At 57.1% G+C, this 18594-nt stretch carries 19 protein-coding genes and 1 pseudogene; 3 read left to right on the top strand and 17 right to left on the bottom strand.

Annotated features, from left to right (window positions below; all coding sequences use genetic code 11):
- Nucleotide 1 precedes the first annotated feature (1 nt).
- Nucleotides 2–403, bottom strand: coding sequence for a hypothetical protein (locus FMM72_RS13800; RefSeq protein WP_160209960.1), 402 nt, complete (start codon nt 401–403; stop codon nt 2–4).
- Nucleotides 404–599: 196 nt separating this feature from the next.
- Between FMM72_RS13800 and FMM72_RS13805 the strand changes: the two genes are divergently transcribed.
- Nucleotides 600–815 (top strand): hypothetical protein, encoded by a 216-nt coding sequence (locus FMM72_RS13805; protein ID WP_162221743.1) that lies wholly within the window; start codon nt 600–602, stop codon nt 813–815.
- Nucleotides 816–969: 154 nt separating this feature from the next.
- On the opposite strand, the gene FMM72_RS13810 is transcribed toward FMM72_RS13805, so the two are convergent.
- The 14 genes and pseudogenes from FMM72_RS13810 to FMM72_RS13885 form a co-directional block, all read right to left on the bottom strand.
- Nucleotides 970–1227 (bottom strand): DUF6103 family protein, encoded by a 258-nt coding sequence (locus FMM72_RS13810; protein WP_162221744.1) that lies wholly within the window; start codon nt 1225–1227, stop codon nt 970–972.
- 23 nt (nt 1228–1250) lie between these two features.
- Complete coding sequence (locus FMM72_RS13815; protein ID WP_162221745.1) at nt 1251–1901, bottom strand: hypothetical protein; 651 nt, start codon at nt 1899–1901, stop codon at nt 1251–1253.
- A gap of 45 nt (nt 1902–1946) precedes the next feature.
- On the bottom strand, nt 1947–3038 hold the full coding sequence (locus FMM72_RS13820) for a M23 family metallopeptidase (RefSeq protein ID WP_162221746.1): 1092 nt from the start codon (nt 3036–3038) through the stop codon (nt 1947–1949).
- 15 nt (nt 3039–3053) lie between these two features.
- The gene (locus FMM72_RS13825; protein WP_162221764.1) at nt 3054–3842 is read right to left on the bottom strand and encodes a hypothetical protein; all 789 of its coding nucleotides are present in this window, start codon (nt 3840–3842) and stop codon (nt 3054–3056) included.
- Nucleotides 3842–6205: a VirB4 family type IV secretion system protein gene (locus FMM72_RS13830; RefSeq protein ID WP_306815400.1), complete on the bottom strand. Its 2364-nt coding sequence runs from the start codon at nt 6203–6205 to the stop codon at nt 3842–3844. The genes FMM72_RS13825 and FMM72_RS13830 overlap by 1 nt, the downstream gene beginning before the upstream one ends.
- A gap of 16 nt (nt 6206–6221) precedes the next feature.
- Nucleotides 6222–6452, bottom strand: a complete 231-nt coding sequence (locus tag FMM72_RS17000) for a hypothetical protein (protein WP_180322933.1) — start codon at nt 6450–6452, stop codon at nt 6222–6224.
- 157 nt (nt 6453–6609) lie between these two features.
- Nucleotides 6610–6939 (bottom strand): 4-oxalocrotonate tautomerase, encoded by a 330-nt coding sequence (locus FMM72_RS13845; RefSeq protein ID WP_162221747.1) that lies wholly within the window; start codon nt 6937–6939, stop codon nt 6610–6612.
- A gap of 117 nt (nt 6940–7056) precedes the next feature.
- A pseudogene (locus FMM72_RS17235) lies at nt 7057–8869 on the bottom strand (DNA cytosine methyltransferase).
- Nucleotides 8866–9201: a DUF4406 domain-containing protein gene (locus FMM72_RS13860; RefSeq protein ID WP_162221750.1), complete on the bottom strand. Its 336-nt coding sequence runs from the start codon at nt 9199–9201 to the stop codon at nt 8866–8868. Before FMM72_RS13860 ends, FMM72_RS17235 begins: the two are co-directional and overlap by 4 nt.
- Before the next feature lie 13 nt (nt 9202–9214).
- The gene (locus tag FMM72_RS13865) at nt 9215–10069 is read right to left on the bottom strand and encodes a conjugal transfer protein TrbL family protein (RefSeq protein ID WP_162221751.1); all 855 of its coding nucleotides are present in this window, start codon (nt 10067–10069) and stop codon (nt 9215–9217) included.
- Between the two features lie 36 nt (nt 10070–10105).
- Nucleotides 10106–10681: a hypothetical protein gene (locus tag FMM72_RS13870; RefSeq protein WP_162221752.1), complete on the bottom strand. Its 576-nt coding sequence runs from the start codon at nt 10679–10681 to the stop codon at nt 10106–10108.
- Nucleotides 10682–10702: 21 nt separating this feature from the next.
- Nucleotides 10703–11041 (bottom strand): DUF3852 domain-containing protein, encoded by a 339-nt coding sequence (locus FMM72_RS13875; RefSeq protein ID WP_162221766.1) that lies wholly within the window; start codon nt 11039–11041, stop codon nt 10703–10705.
- 16 nt (nt 11042–11057) lie between these two features.
- Nucleotides 11058–11585, bottom strand: coding sequence for a YodL domain-containing protein (locus FMM72_RS13880; protein ID WP_162221753.1), 528 nt, complete (start codon nt 11583–11585; stop codon nt 11058–11060).
- The gene (locus FMM72_RS13885; protein ID WP_162221754.1) at nt 11557–12129 is read right to left on the bottom strand and encodes a hypothetical protein; all 573 of its coding nucleotides are present in this window, start codon (nt 12127–12129) and stop codon (nt 11557–11559) included. The genes FMM72_RS13880 and FMM72_RS13885 overlap by 29 nt, the downstream gene beginning before the upstream one ends.
- Nucleotides 12130–12216: 87 nt before the next feature.
- On the opposite strand from FMM72_RS13885, the gene FMM72_RS13890 reads away from it, so the two are divergent.
- Both FMM72_RS13890 and FMM72_RS13895 read left to right on the top strand, forming a co-directional pair.
- Nucleotides 12217–12459 (top strand): type II toxin-antitoxin system prevent-host-death family antitoxin, encoded by a 243-nt coding sequence (locus FMM72_RS13890; protein ID WP_162221755.1) that lies wholly within the window; start codon nt 12217–12219, stop codon nt 12457–12459.
- Entirely contained in the window at nt 12456–12848 is a 393-nt protein-coding gene (locus FMM72_RS13895) for a type II toxin-antitoxin system death-on-curing family toxin (protein ID WP_162221756.1), read from the top strand. Before FMM72_RS13890 ends, FMM72_RS13895 begins: the two co-directional genes overlap by 4 nt.
- A gap of 22 nt (nt 12849–12870) precedes the next feature.
- On the opposite strand, the gene FMM72_RS13900 is transcribed toward FMM72_RS13895, so the two are convergent.
- Nucleotides 12871–17685, bottom strand: a complete 4815-nt coding sequence (locus FMM72_RS13900; RefSeq protein WP_162221757.1) for an MSCRAMM family protein — start codon at nt 17683–17685, stop codon at nt 12871–12873.
- A gap of 86 nt (nt 17686–17771) precedes the next feature.
- Entirely contained in the window at nt 17772–18515 is a 744-nt protein-coding gene (locus FMM72_RS13905; RefSeq protein ID WP_162221758.1) for a CAP domain-containing protein, read from the bottom strand.
- Between the last annotated feature and the right edge of the window lie 79 nt (nt 18516–18594).

Consider the following 18594-nt stretch of genomic DNA (forward strand, 5'->3'; position numbering starts at 1 on the left):
GTTACAGCCCGTTCTGGTAGTTGACCGCATCCTTGAAGGAGATCCCGCCGTTGGTGGACTTTACCTCTTGGACACATCTCCCGCGCAGCTTATCCAGCACTGCCGGGTCGATCTCCATCCCCGAGGCCAGCACATGCATCATCATGTCCACCTCCACCGCCAGCTTGAAGAGCAGGCGGCAGGTGTGCGTCTCGCTGTCCCGCACCGTCATGCGCAGGGCGGCGGCGAGTTCCGGCGCGAGGATGGAAGCGGCCTCTGCCGCCTGCAGGCAGCCGCAGTAATGGAGCAGAGCCTGCTCCACAAACTCATTCTGGCTCTGGCAGTTTGTAAGCGGGATCGCCGCTTTGATCTTTTGATCTGTTTCCGGTGAAATACGCATCTGAAAGCGGATTTTTTCTTCCATATCGATTTTCCTCCTGTATGTCGCATTGAAACCCCCTAAAAACTGTGCAGCCATGCGGTTTTCCGGCAGGGCCATGCCGCCTTTGATGCCAAATCGCTTTTTGACATGCCACAGAAGCAAGGGACCGTCTATCCCCACAAAGCCGCTGTTCATGCGGATTCCCGGCCCGCGTTGCGGGACGGTGTGAGGGACGGTGATGCCGCCGCTTTATCCTGCTGGATTTTCAACCCCTGGGATCACCCCCGTTAGGCGGGTGATCCTGTCCGAATACCGCGTTCCAAACCTCGGGCACAAAGCGCCGACAGGGCGTTGCCGCGACCGGGTGGGGCAGGGATGCAGCCCGCTGCCCGACAGCGGCACACAGGGCGCACAGGCGGCAGCGGCGGGGTATCCGTCTGTCAGGTCTGCATGATGTACCCATCCTGCGTGGTTGGTTCCTTTTTCACTGTCTTTCCCTCAAGTTGCTCAAAACAACATTCGGTGTAAGAGAGGCCGTTTTCCCTTACCACCCGGTCGAGGGCGGCCATCTCAATTTCGATTCCAAATCGTTGGGTCCTCAGCAGCTATCACCTCATTCCTGTGACCTTTTCTCCGTCCCTGCCGGTATCGCCGGTGTTTCTGGCCGGCCGCCTGGGACGATCCCTGGCGGGGACGGCTTTGCGGTCCAGATACTCCCGCACCGCCTCCGGGACTGTTTGCTCATACAGCTCCCGGAGTGCCTCGTCCATCTTTTTCTGGACGGTGGCATTCTCCTTTTTCAGCCAGAAAGTCATGGCCTCCAGCTTTTCCTCCTCAATGGAAAGTGTCAGTTCTGTCTTGTTCACAATCGCTTTCCTCCTTTTGATTTTTACAGACGGATTTCCATGCCAGCCGTTTCCTCCAGATTTGGACAGCAGGCGGGATCAAACTCGATCCCAATCCCGCCGAAGTCACAGTCGTAAAAGCAGGAAATGACCTCTGGTCGTTTGTCCAGCGCGTCAAAAAACAGTTCCCGCCCTTTCTCTGTACTCAGGCCGATCCCAGTCAATTCCTGAAACGCGGCGCGGTCCAGATGCCAGCCGCCGTTTTTGGTTTCCAGAAGGCCCTTTTGCACAACGGTTTCCACCGCCTGTTGGCTTAACTCGTTAAGAGACGTATTGCTTTGCGGCTGTGTCTCTTTGTGTGGATTTTCCGATGGGATGTTTTCTGTTCCAGATAATTTCTGGGGTTCTTCGTCATACCGATGGCGCTGCCACAACTGCAGTTCTTCGCCGTATAACCAAAAATGGGAAAGCTTACTGACCGCGATACCGTATTGGAAAAGCGAGAGCTGGTCTGTGTTTGCTGCGTAGCTGGTGCGCTTTGCAATATCCTTGAGCGATGCGCCAGCCTCCAGTTCAGCCTCCATCATTTCCGCCCAGCGTTCCATGTATCTGACTACGATACCGCTGTGGCCGTTTACGCTGTTCTCATTCAAAAATGTCTGATATTCCTGTTCCATTCCAGCTTTAATCTTCATAGTCCACCTCATTCAAACGATTGATCTTTGGGGTAACGTGAATCCTTATAGATAGTTTCTCGGGTTCTGCGGCACACCGTCCTGGATCACCTCCAGATGCAGGTGAGGCCCGGTGCTTCTGCCAGTGCTGCCGCTTCTGGCGATGATGTCTCCAGCCTTCACCTCCTGTCCCTCGGTCACTAGAATTTCAGAACAGTGGGCGTAGAGGGTAACCAGCCCGCCGCCGTGGTCAATGGCCAGATGATACCCATACCCGGTTTGTTTGTAGCGGACGAACAGCACCCGACCATCCTTCACCGCCCGCACAGGCGTGCCAAGGGGAACCCCCATATCCAGCCCAGTGTGTCCCTCGCTGCCCGTGCCGGTGGGATTGTTCCGGTACCCAAATTCTGAGGTTACCTTGTCCCGCCATCCATTCTCCAGCGGGCTGACGAATCCCCCCTCAGAGGGAATGACGTCCGAGCCGTTTGTCATCTCACCAATCAGGTCATGGGTGCCGTTGCCGCCCTCCAGCGGCATATCCGCGCCCACATCGAAGTTTTGGTAAACCACCCGCAGGTAGATCTCGGTGATGTTCGTCATATCATCTGGGGTTACAGCTCTCCCGGCGTAAGCGCCCACATTCCGATAGATCGTGGGCAGATCGCTGATAGGATAGGCCCGCAGATGAACATAGTCCTCCTCATCTTCCTCCTCTGCTGGGTGAACACATTCCTCATAATAAACAAAGCAGTCCACAAACTCTCTGGCGGCGGCAAAACGCAGCCGCAGGTGGTCGGAACCAAAATAAAGGGCATAGAAAACAGCCTTGACCCGGTTGGAGTCAAGGCTGTCGCCATCCTCCATCTCTGATTCGACGTCCGCGATGGCGCTGTCCAGAGAAGCAAAACAGGCGCGCATCTCGGTGATGTAATCCCTGTATTCCCCTGGCATGGCGGCGGGAATGCTGCCGCCGTAAAAGGTCAGCTCTACCGCCGTGTTGTTATGACGTGCCGTCCCACTGAGCAGGGAACAGATCACAATTACAATCAGGATGAAGGGGGTGAGGATCGCCGCCAGAAGGACGGCAAGAGCCTTCCAGGTCCGCTTGTCGGTCGCCAGCATGACAGCGGCCTTGATGAGCGCGGGATTTGCCAAGCTGCACCACCTCCATCACTCCCCGTCATAACAGCCGCAGGGCATGTCGTTTTCCGGGAACAGCCCGCAAAAGGCTGTCTGATCCTTGTCCGCCTGTACAAAATCCTCCCAGGACCAACTGCGCCCCAGCCCTTTGATCGAGACAAGATTTGGCTTTGCGTTTCGCTCGATGGCGATAGCCCGTTCATACAGATCCCGATGGTTGTGGTAGAGGGTTCGGATCTCGCTGCGCTTCATGCTGGGGCAAAAGAAACAGGAGGACTTGCCAGGCAAAGGCAGGCCCTCCTGTTGGATGGCCGCGATGCAGTCCTCCCGGAACCATCCCCAGTCGATGAGGGGGTATTCGTTTTTATATTTCTTATCCTGGGCGTCATAGACAATGGCATGGGTGCGGCGTCGCTCCTCACCAGCGTCAAATCCGATAAATTTAACAACGCGCTCTCCGCCCTCCCACACCTTTCGACATTCCGGATGGTTGTTACAGAACTTCTCCTGGGTTGAAACCTTGTGCTTGAGGGAACAGGCTTTGTTGCCGTAGGCGATGGCGGGCAGATTCCCAGAACGCAGGCACTCCTGCTCCAGCGTCAGCCGCTCGCCATTTCGGTCGATGTATTCCAGTATTGTAATTGGTGGAAGGCCATGTTCCCTAAGCCATTTGTCCATAATGGGCAGGTACTCATAGGTGTGGGGCTGCTCTCCACCAGTGTCCGAAAACAGGATCAGGTCGATGGGGACGCCCCGCTGATAGAGTCCGATGATCATGGCGGTGGAATTGGTCCCGCCGCCGTATCCTACAATGTTCATCATCTTCCTCCTCCCGAGCCGTATAGTTCCAGTTTGTGTTCCGGCGTCTTGACCACCAGGTTGTACCGCTCGGCGCCGCACCGGTAGAGGCAGGAGCCGGTCTGACAGGCGAGGATGAGCTGATGCTCTGTCTCCTCCAGCTGCAAAGCGTCCATGTACCCCCGCTTGTCAATGGTACCAGGATGGAATAAAAAGTGGTGGGCAGGGATGGAGAACAGGGGCTTGGTCATCTCGGCCACACCGGGCAGCAGGAAGTCCTCGATGTTCTGACTGGCCAATCCAATCAGGCTGTCCCGCTTGCGCACCCGTTTCATGGCGCTGCGGATATAGGACACGGCAACTGGGTTACTGAGGAACACATGCAGCTCCTCAAAAATGCCCGCTGTATTGCCGCCCGCGATCAGGGCGTGGTTCATGTAGGAAAGCACATTGAACAGCATGGCGTCCTTGATGTTTTTGCCGCCCTCCATTAGATCCTTGACCCCGAAGGTGATGAGGCGGGAGTCCCGGATGTTGGTGTGACCGTTAAAGAACTTGGAATCCGCCCCCTTACACATGGAATGCAACCCCAAACAGGCGGATCGCAGCAGTTCCGGGGTATAGAGCTCATTGCCGCCGGCGCCGTTACGGATACGCCGGTATTCCGCGTCCATTAGATCGTAGAGGTCAGAGAGAATGGGATAGTCCTGTGATGAAAGTTTGGAATAATCTGTATCGTCCCGTAGCCCGCGGCTATCATAGAGCCGCCCCAGCATGATCTCGATGGTGTCGATCTCCGCTTCGGTGAAGGGCTTGTAGCTGCGGAAGAAGTCCCGCAGAAAGGCGATGTGCTGGGAGAGCAGCGAGCCGCTTTGAAAGGCGGCGGGGGCTTCGGGGTCGGGTTCCTTTTCCTCTGCCGACCACATCCGCGGCTCCAGCACATTGATGCGGTATCTGCCGCCGGTCAGGTCGAGGTAGCTGCCGCCCAGCTTTTCGGTAATCTCCCGGTACTCCCCCTCTGGATCGAGGCACAACACCCGTTTGCCGCTTTCGAGGATATTCATGAGCAGCAACTTAAGAAGGTGGCTTTTGCCCTGGCCGGAGTTGCCGAGGATGAGAAAATTGGCGTTGCTCTTGTCCTGGGCGCGGCGGTCCAGGTCGGTGATGATGGAGCTGCCGTATTTGTCATACCCGATGTAGAAGCCGCCAGGGTCGGTCTTGCCGGTGTAGGCAAAGGGGAACAGATTGGCCACGCTGGAGGCGGGGAGCATCCGCTCGAACTGTTCCCCAAACACATTCCAGCCGGAGGGCATCACCGAGAGAAACCCCTCCTGCTGGCAGAGGAACAGCCTGTCCACGCTGATTTTCGCCCTGCCAAGCTCGGTTTCCACACAGTCCCGCAGCTCGGTAAAGTCCTGCTCGGTGCGGGCAATCAGCTCGATGTAGACCGCGGTGTGGAAGAACGGCTCCCGGTTGCGCTGGGCGGCGCGGATCATGTGGGAAACATCCTCCAGATTGCTCTGGGCCTCCACCACCTGCTGTATATCGGCGCTGCTGCTTTTATATCGGTTGGCCTTGTCCGCCGCCTGAAGGATTCTGCGTTCCTCACTGGGGGTGACCAGCCGGGTGTAAATGCGCAGGGTGACGCCCGCCCGTTCCCCCAGCCGCTGGAGGATGGCCTGTTCTTCGGTGGAGGCGGGGTAGCCCCGCACCGCCCAGACGCACCGCCAGCTCCCGCCCACCAGATACCGGTCCGCCTCAAACCTGACGGCGGAGGGGGCGATGAGGTCAAGGAAGGTTTGCAGCACCTGCTCGTCGTCTATAACGCTGGCGGCCTTATAGTCGCTCTGCCCATTTTTGAACAGCCACCGCTGGCCGTCGAAATCGTCGTATCCTTCGCTGATGACGTCCTGGGCGAAGTAGACTGCCAGGATACGCTTGAGGTCGTCGTAGCCCGCCCGCCGCACCGAGAACCGCTGCTCCCGGATGAGCCGTTCCAGCCGTCCCAGGTAGGGGTAGAGCTCCCGTTCCCCGATGTTGCGGGGGCGGACAAGCAGGACAAACTCCCTCGCGGTGGCGGCGCGGCTCTGGATCTCGTCCAGATGGCGCGCGTCCTGCTCCAGCAGACGCCGGATGGCGGGGGACTCCTCCCGCTCGATCCGCCCGGCCAGATACCGCTTGTTGTGCTCAAAGCTCTCGCGGGAGCCGAGGCAGAGCAGCTCTACCTCCGCGAAGCCCTTGAGGACATGCATCAAAGCGTTGACCCGGGCTTTCAGTCCCTCTCTGGACAGCACCGACACATTCGTGGGCTGGATGAGAAAGAGAACAACCTCGTCCCCGCGCAGGGTGACGAGGCTGTGATCCGTAATCTTTCGGATGTTCATGAGCTTGCGGGTATTTTTATCGCTTTGCCTGCTTTTCTCTTTTCTGAACAGGTTGTTTCTTTTGATGATGCGTCACCTCCAAAGTATTCCGGCCCCAGCGGTAGGACTGGGGCCGCAGGATGAAATAGACGGCGGCTTTGCGGAGAAAATCCAGGATGCAGGCGTCGTCAAAGCGGATGGTTAAAAACAGATACAGGGCGGCGATGGCGGCAAAGAGGAGGGAGCCGGCGTAGACGAACAGCACCACACCCAGTACAGCCAGCAGCCCGCCCGCCGCCAGATCCCACAGCCGCCACAGCCCCAGGGTGGGGGCGGCTTTCAGGTTGTCGGGGTATATATAGATAGTGAATCACCTCCCAAAAGCAGAAACAGCCCCGGCTTGCGCGGGGCTGTCTCCGGTAGTTTTAGTTTTCATCCTGTGTATGCTTCCACTCCTCCAGCGCCTGCTCGATGAGGCCGATGATGAAAGCCTTTTGTGTGAGTTTTTGGCCGGTCTGCTGCCGCTGGGCGGCCAGATAGTTCTGGATTCGGTTAAACAGTTCCTCCGGGATCTGGAATGCAAGGGTTCTGGTGTTCTCGCTCATTTTGCTGTTTCCTTCTTTCTGTTCATAGTATTCGGTCAGGAGCTGTTCCACATATTGACTGAGAGTCAGGTTCAGGGACTCCTGTTCCTTTCGCACCCGCGCATGGAGTTCCTCGGGAATCTGTGCGCATAGGTTTCGCCGGTTTTCCACTTGATCTTCTCCCTTCTCTGTTTGATTACAAAGCAAGCATACTCCAAAGGGGATGACAAAGCTATTCACGAAAGCCAACGAAGATTTGGACGAAACCAGTGCACAACCAACAAGACCCTATCCAGCTGCCCGCAGCGCCAGAGCCACACCCCGCATGATGTATTCCACACAGGGGATGGCTACCGAATTGCCCAGCGCCTTGTACCGGGCAGAGTCGGACACGCCGAGAATATCTGTCCAGCCGTCCGGGAAGCCCTGGAGCCGTTCGCATTCCAGTGGGGTCAGGCGGCGGATGAGCCGCGCGGCAAATTGTTCCGATGCCGGTTCGAGGACAAGGTCGGTGGCGTCCTTGTGCTGCCTCGCGCTTTGGGTGCTGGCAACATCGCCATCCTGGAACATGTCCACCCGCTGGCGGTTGTAGACTGCGTGGTGATCTGTCGCAGTCAGGGTATACGCGATATCCTCCTGATACCCGATGCCGTTCCCGCCGTTTTGCGGCTGGCGGCCGATGGCGTTTCCGGTGATACAATAGATGGGTTCCTGCTCCACCAGCGGAAGGTTATTTCCCCCTGTGCCGGCTCTCGCGGAGATGGTGGGGGAAACATTGTGCGGCCCGGTATATCTGGAATCCACACCGTGGTTTTCAAACAATACAGGCTGATTGTTTCCTGTTGTGGTACCCAAAATTTGTTGTTCGCTGCCGCTCACCAAATTTTGACCACTGCCGCTCCTTTTTGCTCCCTTTATCTCCCACAGGGAGCGGTCGCAAACGTCCCCACTCATGCCGGCTGCAGCGGTAATGGCCGGGCATATCCCAACCCCTATGTCAGCGCCGCCCTGCTGTGACGCGAGCACCAATGGAGGATGCCCCTCCATCTGTGCGCGCAGGGTTTCGGTGATCCCTTTGGAAACTCCCATCTGCTGCCCACCCTGGTCGTTGAGACAGAGAACAGTGGGCATACAGTTTCCGCTGGCGCTCCCTTTCAGCGTAGGAGCAAGTTCTTCGCCATAGCCGACGCTCCCGGCGGAGGAACCCGCGCCTGCGGAAAAACCGGCGATGAAGGGCTGCCGCTTCATACCGGGCTGCGATCCCAAAGCGCCCGCCACATCATGCAGATCACGTACTTCGTTTCTCTGGTTGGCGGCAAAGGCAAGCGTTTCTCTGAGCCTATCCCAATCATGGGGTGGGATGAGGCCCGATTGCAGCATTAACGCCTGTTCCAGCTTCTCCGGCAGCTCCTTGCCTCGTTCCTGCGCCCTGCGCAGGATACCCATGCAGGCTCTCGGGGATAAATAATATTTGGGGTGCGGCGAGTCCTCCAAAATCTGCGACAAGGAAGATCCTCTTTCTTCTCTGGGCGACGCCCCAGAATTGAGCGTCCATACATCGCCAAGCCAGGCTGAATTCATCTCCCAATATGGCCGCCCCAGCAGGTCCCCATGCCCCGGTGTTAGGTCGAGGCACTGAACAGGAACTGTTTTTAATACGGATGATCTCCTCGAGGACAATGCGGAAGTCCTCTCCCTTAGGCGTTCCACTGGAAAAGGCTCCCGGCACATTTCCCCACAATAAGAATCGTGGCCGAATAAACTGAGCTGTTCGGCCGCGCCGGATATCTTCATTTCTCATCTCCTTTACGATCCGTACCTGCTCCATGAACAGGCCGGAACGTTCGCCGGCCAGCCCACGGCGCTGTCCGGCCACTGATAAATCCTGGCAGGGGCTGCCCCCGCAGATGATATCCACAGGCGGCAGCTTCGCCCCGTCCAATTTGGTGATATCCCCCACATGGAGCATCTGAGGGAAACGCAGCTTGGTCACCTCAATGGGGAAGGCTTCAATTTCACTGGCCCACAAAGGGGTGATGCCGTTACGCACAGCAGCCAGAGGGAATCCCCCGATCCCGTCAAAGAGGCTGCCCAGCGTCACAGCGACAAGGCCGGTCCCGCCTGCTGGACCGGCTCTATCTGCCGGATGGGGATGCCAAGCCCTTTTGCGAGCTGGATCTCCTTTTGCATCCCGGCTGAGATCTCCGGCCCACATACCCACAGCTCATCGCAGCGGGAGAGCAGCTCCAGCCCTGCCCGTATCCCCATGTTGCGCTGGGCGGGATCGTTATCATCCAGAAACTGCGGATAGATTAAATGGGGAGCCACTGGCGTGACACCTTGTTCCATCGCCTCGAGACAGTAGCCCCTGGCATTTTCAATGTTCCGCTCCACATCCCCCGCGAAGGGGGAGGCGATGTAAACCAGCTTCAAAAAATCACTCCTTCTATTTCGCGGCGGCTGTCACCAGATTGCGGGTGAGGTTGACCACCGTCTGGGTGGCGTAGACCGCCGACATGATGTTCGCTCGCGTAGTGGTATCCAGCCCGAATTGCTGGGCGATCTGGGGAATTTCAGAGGCTGAGAGCATAAGCCCGCAGCCCAACAGCATGTTTTGGTTAAAAACCATTAGCCCGGCAATCAGGATGGTGGACTGTAAAAAAGCGGTGAGGCAGAGCCCCGCCACCTGCTTGCACCAGCTGTAAAAGCCGTCCATATACCCCCGCGGGACGCTGAACATATACAGGCTCCCCACCGCGATCTGGATGAGCAGGATGCCGCCGCGTTTGAGGTTTGCGAAAAAAACCTTGATGACCGCATAGCCCATGAGAATCAGCAGGAACAGGGAAATAAAGGTCCCGTATCCATTAAGCGCCCCCATTGCCGCCTGGGTATAACTGCTGATCCCGTCGATGTGGGACACGCCTGTGATATCCTTGGACAAGCTTCCCTGCAGATCCACACAGAGCTTGTACAGCTCCACTGGGATGGAGGTGAACAGGCTGACAGCCAGAAAGCCTTTCACCGATCCCAGCGCCAGATCCCGCACGGCGCTGGCGCGGCCCGATTGATATTCCACTGCCGCTTCAAACACACCGACTGCCAGCCCCACCACATACAGCGCCCAGGCAAAATATCCGAAGAATTCCACCACTGCCTGCACCCAGGCCAGCTCGAACAGCTCGGTCCCCATGCCGTTCATCATGGTGAAGAACTCTCCGAGAAATTCCACAATCCTGGCGTAAACCCAATCGAAGATCTGTCCCAACACCGTGTCCGCCACAAAATCCCATATGAACAAAAAAGCATCACCTCCTTACGGTTTTCTGGCCTTCTTTCAAAGGCTCAGATTGGTGAAGGACGGCCCCACCTCCTCTGTTTCCTCCATCTCGAGAGCGTCCTCGGGCTTTTCGCCGTTTTGCGGGGATTCGTCAACCTCCTCGGACTCTTTCACCGTCCGGTCATAGACGGCGTCCTCCGCCTGCTTGTATTCTTCTTTGCTCAGTTCTATTTGGAACGAGGTCAATTCTTTGATCGCCTGGATAATTTCCCGTTCGTGGGCGTCGTCTGTCAAGCAGGCGAGCTGGTCGAGTTCCTCCGCTGTAAGGATATGCTGCCGCCGGTCGTGTTCCTCTTGGGTGAGGCGCTGCCCCCAGCTTATGCCGGTGTTATCAAAGGTATAGGCGGTAAAACGGGCAGTAAACGTCTCCGGTTGTTCTGGCTCGGGGATATATGTGCCGTAATAAAGATCCGGTTCCACACGCAGGAACATCCCAACTCCCAGAGGGAACTCGCTGCCCACGCCGATTCCAAACGGACCATAGCCCACTGTACAGGTATCGATTTCTTCCGCCCTGTTTATCGCGTCAATTAAGGGGTTTCCCGCACCGGGCAGCGGTTTTTTCTGATTCATCTGTTTCATTTCCTCCTTTGTCTAAATCCCCAGGATGCTCCAAATATATTGGGGCGCGGTCAGGGAAAAAATGAGTCCCGCGAAAAGGATCGCCACTGGCGCCCATTCCATCTGCCCATGCTTGCGGTAATCCATGTAAGCCGACGCTAGCTTAACAAACAGCAGCACCGCCAGGATCATGTCCAGCGCAGGGAACACCACACTGTTTACTACCGTCTTGATCTGGGTGGCGGCGCTGGTCCAGGTTTGTTCAATCACGCCGGACACATCCCCGCTGGGAGCAGCCAGCGCGGGGACAGCCTGGGATACCATTAACCCCGCGGCACAGAGCAGTGAGGCTATCTTCTTGTTCATCTTCATTTCCTCCATTTCTTTATCAGTGTTCCTTCCACTGGATCTCAACTGTGTCCTCCGCATCCAGATAGTAGAGGATGGAACCGTCCCCGGTATAGATTTCAATCACATCCGACATAGACAGCGGCCGTCCGACGTAGCCCTTGGGCGGCGTTTTGACGCTGAACAGCTCACAGAGACTGCCCAGGCTGTCATATTCCACCATCCCATCAAAGATGAGGTGGTAATCCATCCGGTCTGCGCCGCCGTACTGTTCCTCTATCTGCCGGTAGGGCAGGAACTTCCGCTCCGGCGGGGCGCCGGACATGAGCTGGTAAACACAAACCCTGCCGCCTTTTTTCCTCTGGCCCTCCAGCTCATCCTTGAGGGTGCGGGCGATCCCATCCAGCCACCGGATGGGAACACCCGCAAGGGTCAGCTCCCTGCCAGTGTTACATCCCATGAAGTCGCTGTCCAACACAGCCGATTCTTCTTCAAAATAACCGATAGGGACGCTGCCCTGATAGATCAGTTTTCGCTCTTTAATAACGCTCTCCTCCTTTGTATTCATAGTTGTTGGATGCCGGATCATAGACAAGGCCATATTCCGCCGCCTTCGCCCCCAGGATATCCAGCGATTTCTCAATGGCCGCCCTGGTCGCCGGGGTGGGGATGAACTCAATGAGGGCGGCCCCGTCCTTATACTGCACAGCCCCCACATGGTTCCCCACATCCTCGCTGGCCCAGAGGTAATCGAGATACAGATCCTTAAACACCAGCGAGAGCTTTCGGATCAGCTCCCGTACATCGCTGTCCTCGGTGTCGAAGCGGATGGTTTCCCCGCCGTCGTACCGCTTGGCCCAGCGTTCTGGGCGCAAGGCGTTCTGAGCTGTGCCCCAGTTTTGTTGACACCAGCCGCGGGAGCAGTTTTCCTCGCCGTACTGCCGGAGCAGCTCCTGATTGGTGGGCTGGCGGTAGACCCAGGGCGGCATGGGGGTGATCCGGTTAAAATCGATGGAACCCCGGCCATACCTCCGATCCGCGATAAAATCCAAAAGGGCGGCGGCTTTTGCGCCGCCGCCCTGGATGTGGAGGATGTTTTGAATGGTTGGCATATCCACTCCTCCTCTGCTTAAAATAAGATGATTTTATAGGTTGCATTTATCCTATATTTGGGGTATACTATTCTTGAGGTGATAACGATGATGATCAATACCAACGCTTTGGTCGCCATGACCGAGGCGAACCAGAATTTTTCCAAGGTCGCGCGGCTGGTTGACGAGCAGGGCGCGGCCGTGATCCTAAAGAACAACAAGCCGCGTTATGCTGTGGTGGATTTTTCGGAATATGACAGCTTTCAGGAGTACCGCCGTTCCCTCATCGGCAAAACCGCGGATACGCTCATTGCGGAAAACCTTGAGGCGTTCCGGGAGCTTGCGAAATGATCAATCTGACATTGGAGGAAGTCCTGCTGCTCCATGAAAAACTGCTGAACATCACAGACGGCCTTGCCGGGACGCGGGATCTTGGATTGTTGGAGTCCGCCCTGTATGGGGTGCTACAGGGCTTTGGCAATGAGGAAGCCTATCCCACGCCGGAACAGCGTGCCGCCCGCCTTGCCTTCTCCATCACGCAAAACCACCCGTTTTTGGATGGGAACAAGCGCACCGCTATGTTGGTGATGCTGATGACTCTGCGCTTAAACCAGGTGCAGATCCGCTACAGCCAACAGGAGTTGATCCGGCTCGGGTTTTCTGTGGCGGATGGCTCCCTCGGCTATGAGGGGATTTTAAACTGGATTAATCATCATAAACTGCAGGGCAGCGACGGTTAAACCGCCGCTGCTTTTTTGCGTCCTAGACGCCGGTCTTGGGCAGATTTCCCCGGTCCTTGTTCCAGATCACTGTAATCCAGCTGTCCTTCCCAATCACCCATTCTTCACCGGTCCTGCCGCCCGCGTCGGCGCGGTTGACGATGCGATATCCGTCCTTCAGGTTGGCGAGAGTGGTGACAAAGATAGTGGGGCCGGTTTCCTCGCAGAAGCCCGGCTGCACTGTCCCGAAATTGAACCGGATCTCGGTGACATACTCATCCGCCGCCAGCTTCAGGCTTTCCCTGCTGCAGTCAAGGGTATAGCTCACCTTGCTGGAGAGCCCGTCCTCCAGAGTGCGCCAGCGGTTTTTCCGGTTGGTCTTGTACTCCACCGAATAGGTGAGCCGCTCCGACCAGATCCCGGTGACGATCTTGCCCAGCCGCGCCTCGTCGGGGAGCATATCCCGCCAGTAGAATTCCTCCAACGCCACGTTGGAATGGTTTTTGATCTGGGAGAAAGTATAGGACATGATGTCCCCGGCCAGCACCTCCATGTTGCCGCGCTTTTCCACCGTCACATTTACATCGGCAGGCTGGTTTTGCACCTCGAACCGCACCAGATCATCCGCGATCTTTAGAGTGGCGTAGAACACCTTCCCGTCTGTGAGGTAATACTCCGGGCTGGCGGTTTCCTTGATGGCATAGGTGGCCAGCGGCAGAGGCTTGCTGGTGGCAACGCCTCTGGAATCGGTGGTGATGGTGTCCACTACCTCCAGCTTGTCGTTGTAGATGGTAAATTCTGCGCCCTCCAGCAGCGCCCCCGCCTTGTCCTTGGTGATGGGATTGTCCGCCCCGGCCTTTTTGACGATCTGGATCTGTCCTCTCATCGGGCGGTTCTCCACCGTCAGTTCGGTGGTTTCACCTGATTTCAGCTCCACAGTGCGGATGGTGGGGTCCACCACATACCCATCGCACTTGACCTCCTTTAGTTTGTATTTGCCCTCTGCCAGCTCCCGCGGGAACTCGATCACACCGTTCTGGCCGGTGGTAAATTCGCCCAGCAGATTGTTTTTTGCGTCATACAGGTTGAACACCGCGCCATAGATGGGTTCCCCGGTTTCGCTGTCAATTTTGGTGAGCCGCAAAGTGGAGAGGGGCCTGTTGAGCAGTTCCACCGCGCTGGTCTTGCCCCACTCCAGCGTCACCTCATGGACAGTTTCATCCAACTGATACCCTTTCAAGGTTTCAATCTCCTGCAGGTAGAGGGTTTCGCCGCCGTCGATGCCGGATAGGAGAATCTCGCCCAGCTTATTGGTGGTAAAGGTTCCCGCCTCCCGATGGAATTTATCATAGACACGGATCTTGACGCCCTCCATCGGCTGTTTGGTTTCCGCATCCAGCTTTACGATTTTGAGGGTGGGCCAAGGCTGATTGCGCCATTCCATAACGTTCAGCTTGCCGGATTCCAGCCGCATGGTCTTTGGAGTGGGATCGGGCTTGTAGCCCCCGGCCGGCTTGGTTTCGGTCACCCGCACCCAAATTTCCTCCTGATCCGGCAGGTTGATGACGCCCGCGTCATCCGTATAAAAGGTCCCAATGGCGCGGCCGTCGATCTCCTCGATATAAAAGCCCACATCGGGGATGGGATTGCCGGTGACGCTGTCCACCTTGCGGATCTGCAGCCCTGTCCGGGGCTTGTTGAAGAACTCCACAACAGCGGGCGTCTCATATTTCAGTTCGATGAGCTTGGTTTCATCACTGGTGATGTAGGCGGGATTTGCCCGCGCCTCCTTGATGATGTACCAGCCGGGGACAACGTCCTTCCCCGCCACCGTCGCCATGCCGTTTTTCCCTGTGGTAAATTCACCCACCAGCCGTCCGTCCGAGTGAGTGACCAGGAAGGTGGTGTTGGGGATAGGTTCGCCGGTGACCGCGTCACGCTTCTGGATGAGGATGGGGTGTTCCGGGACATTCTTCAGCTTGAGGACAGGGTTCTCGTTTTCATCCAGCTTAATTTCGTGGACGGTTTCATCCGATAGGTAACCTGGTAAAGCCCTTACTTCACGCACCTCATAGATCTGGCCGGGTTCCAGGGATTCAACGATGATCCTGCCGCTTGCATCCGTCGTGAACTGGCCGAGGGACTTTCCGTTTTTGATACGCACCTCAAACACAACGCCATCCAACGGCTGCAGGGTCATGCTGTCGATCTTCTCGATGGTGAGGGTGGGCTTCTTGCGGTTTTGCACAATCAGCTCCGACGTTTTACCCGCCGCCAGCTCGATGTCATAATGGGTTCCTACCGGGGTGTAATCGGTTGGGCTTCGCAATTCGCTTACCTGATACCAGCCCACCTCAAGATTCTCCAGCAGGGCGGTCCCATCCGGGCCGGTGACGGCGTCGGTATACTCCTGGCTCCCGCGCTGGGCCACACGGAAAACAGCTCCAGCCAGCGGCGCGCCAGTGTCTCCGTCAATTTTTTTGATGAGCAGCTTGGGACGGGGCTGGTTCTGGAACAAGACGGTGAGGTTTTCATTCACCGCATCCGGTTTGATCTCGATGGTCTGGACACGGTGTTCCTCGTCCAGCAGGTATCCATAGGGCGCCTGGGATTCCACAATGGTATAATAGCCCGGTTTTAAATCCTGGATCACCACGCTGCCGTTTGCGCTCGATTCCCAATCGCCTAGGTATGCTTTGGAATCCTCCGCGCTGCCGCGGTAGATTTTGAAAACAGCCCCCGCCAGCCCCTTGCCATTGGAGGCGTCCACCTTGCGGATGGTCAGCCCTGTCCACGGTTCATTTTCAAACTGGACGCTGACCGGTTCGGAGTTGCCCTCCAGGATATTGACGGTGTGGACCAGGGCAGTCCCCTGATAAAATGGGGGTGGGGAGATTTCCTCTACCCGGTATTCGCCGGGAATCAGGTTCGAGAACACCGCCCGTCCGTCCTTGCCGGTGGTGAGGGTGTAGACCTGCCCCGCCTCAAACGGTTCCGTATTAGCCCGCAGCAGGGTTGCCTGGATGGTGGCTCCCTCCAGAAGCTCCCCCGACTGGGCGTCCTTTTTGACGGCGATAAGCTGGGTCTTTTTGTCATTGGGGATATCGACCACCTTGTGTTCCCCCTTGGCGACCGTCACATCATAGGCAGTTTTCGCGCCCATGACATACCCATCCGGAGCGGATAGCTCCTCGATGATCAGCGCGCCCTCGGCCGGGAGTGAAATGCGGATCTCACCGTTTTTATCGGTGGTCTGTGTCCAAACCTGGGCGGAGACGTGAGGGTCGGCATAGCGGATACGAAAGGACGCGCCCTCCAGTGCTACCGATTTCTTACCCGTCTCATATTTATAGATGGTGAGCGAACAGGGCATGGCCGTATTCACAAAGGTCATGGTTGTCTCTCTGTCGCCCTCGATAAAGTCGGTAAATTCCTCCACCTGGGGGTCGCTCTCAGTCTCCGCGCTGGAGGAGGATTCCGACTCCGCCACCACCTCGCCGGAAGCGATCTCAATGACGGTGGAGCTGGTGGTCTCGGTGACAATCGTCACCGTCCAGGTCTCCACATGGGTGACGCGGGTGTAGGTGGGAGCCACTATCGCCGTCCGCGGGGTGGGGTCCATCTCATAGCCGTGGGGCGGGCGCACCTCGGTCACCGTCACCGTTGCCGGATCATGGTTGTCCTTGGGATGCGTCCAGGTGAACAATCTCGCTCCGTTGTCCACCTCCCAGTTTTCCACAGTGGTGTGGGTGCCGTCCGAAAAGGCTACATCGATGTCAAACAGCGCCCCGTCCAAACTTTTTTCATCCTGGTCGTGCTTGCGGATGGTGATCTGGCCAATCGCGTCGCTGTATTCATAGCTCTTGCGGTTGCGCACCTCCGTTTCGGTTTGGGTGTCGGTCGTTACCTCGATGCGGTATTCATCCTCCGGATAGTCATCCGGGTCGATATCCGGTTTTGGATCGGGTTTTTCTCCTATATTATAGGTGATGAGGTCCTGGGTACCTCCTTTCCAAGAGATATAATTGTACTTGAAGCTACCAGTATCGGCGCTGCCGTTCATGATTTTATCCGCAGATGCCGCACCAGGGCAGCCGCCCCAGGAGCTGACCGACGTCCCCATGATGTGGGCCCAGATCGCCGCCTGCGTCGCCGCGTAGTCGGCCTTCGATTTGCCGGAATTGTCATAATTGGCTAATATCTGTTTGATGGCGGGGTCGCTGCCCTCGCCCGACTGGACATAATCGCCGGAGGGGTGCTGTCCGTTCCATTCGGCGCAGAACGCGATTTCCCCATCCAGATAGATCTTCGGCATGGGGCTGCCTAAAAAGGCACCATTGGCAAATTCCAGATTGCCGCCGCTCCATTCAATCATGGAGTAGAAGGGGGAACCGGTTGCGGCTTTGTTGGAACGTGACCGCGGCATGGGGCTTCGGGACGCTTCCAGCGCCGCTTGCTGGTACTGCTGGAGCCAGTGGATGGGGCCATCGTCCTTTAGTTCCTCCGGCTTTTTTTCTTCGTCCGGCTCTCCGATGGCCGGCTCGGCGGGGGATTCTTCCTCTGGATTTCCCTCCACTTCCTCCGGCTGTGTACCGGGGTCTGTGACCTCCGCTGGCGATTTCTCAGCGGGAGGAGCGGCATCCGGCCCAGCGGAGGGGCCGGGCGTGGGTTCTGTCCCAGGCCCCGCTGTCAGCCCCGAGCCGGGGGGAGTTTCCGCTGTACTATCCGAAACCTCTTGCGGGGCGATCATCCCCCCAGCGTCAATGGTCGCTGCCGCCAACGCCTGCACGGGGATAATGCCCAGCAACATTACAATGGAAAGAACCATGCTGAGAATCCGCCTTGTTTTCTTCCACATAGTACATATTTCCTTTCTGAAAAAATATCTGTAGAAACAAAAAACGGGCTCCCTTTCGGGAGCCCGCGATTGATATGGTTGGTGATTTATTTGTAGAAGAGCATGCACCAGTAGGTGACGCCGTCCGCACCCTTCCAGCAAGCGATCCCCGCGCTGTTATACCGTTCATCCAGGATGATCTCCCGATGCGCCGGCGAGTCCAGCCAGGAATCCACCGCGATCTGCGGGGTGGAGGCCCTGCGGTTGATGATCTCTCCGCACCGGTAGGTTCGCGACATCCGGCTGCCGTCCGGACGGATGTGGCTGTATTGTTCCTCCAGCTCAGGCGCCCGCATCCGGGCAAGCTCCATCGCCTCCTCGTTCAGCTCCACCTTATGCAGCCCGTTTTCCGCCCTGGCTTCATTGATGAGGCTGAAGGCTTCCAGCGCAAGGGCTTCGGCATCGAAACCCTCCTTGGATTCTATCAGTGAGCCAACCCCGATGACCGGCTCTTTTCCCTCTGCTTTGCTGTCCTGTACAAAGCCACTGATCTGCCGGTACTCGTTGAAGGCTTCCGCCAGCCAGGTTTCCCACTGGATGCTGCCGGTGGGATGCTGCCTTGAAAGCTCCATCACTGTCCGGTTCGGGATGCTCCCAAGCGCCGTACCATCCTCGGCGTAGAGGTACCAGGTGGTGATGGGCCAGTCCTTGCCAGCCGCGAAGACGGCGGGGGTCGTCCAGTCGTCGACGGTGACGGGATACCCCTCCAATCCAGAGGGCGCGGCATGGGCGGTGACGGTACAGGCCAGCAGCATGGCAGTAACGAGTATTGTTTGAAATATCTTTTTCATTTGATATTACCTCCCTTTGTCACAAAGGATATCAGCAAAGGCAAGAAAAAGCTATTCACCAAAACTAACAAGAAAGAAA

This window comes from Anaerotruncus colihominis (genome assembly GCF_010206195.1).
GTDB classification, from domain to species: Bacteria; Bacillota; Clostridia; order Oscillospirales; family Ruminococcaceae; genus Anaerotruncus; species Anaerotruncus colihominis_A.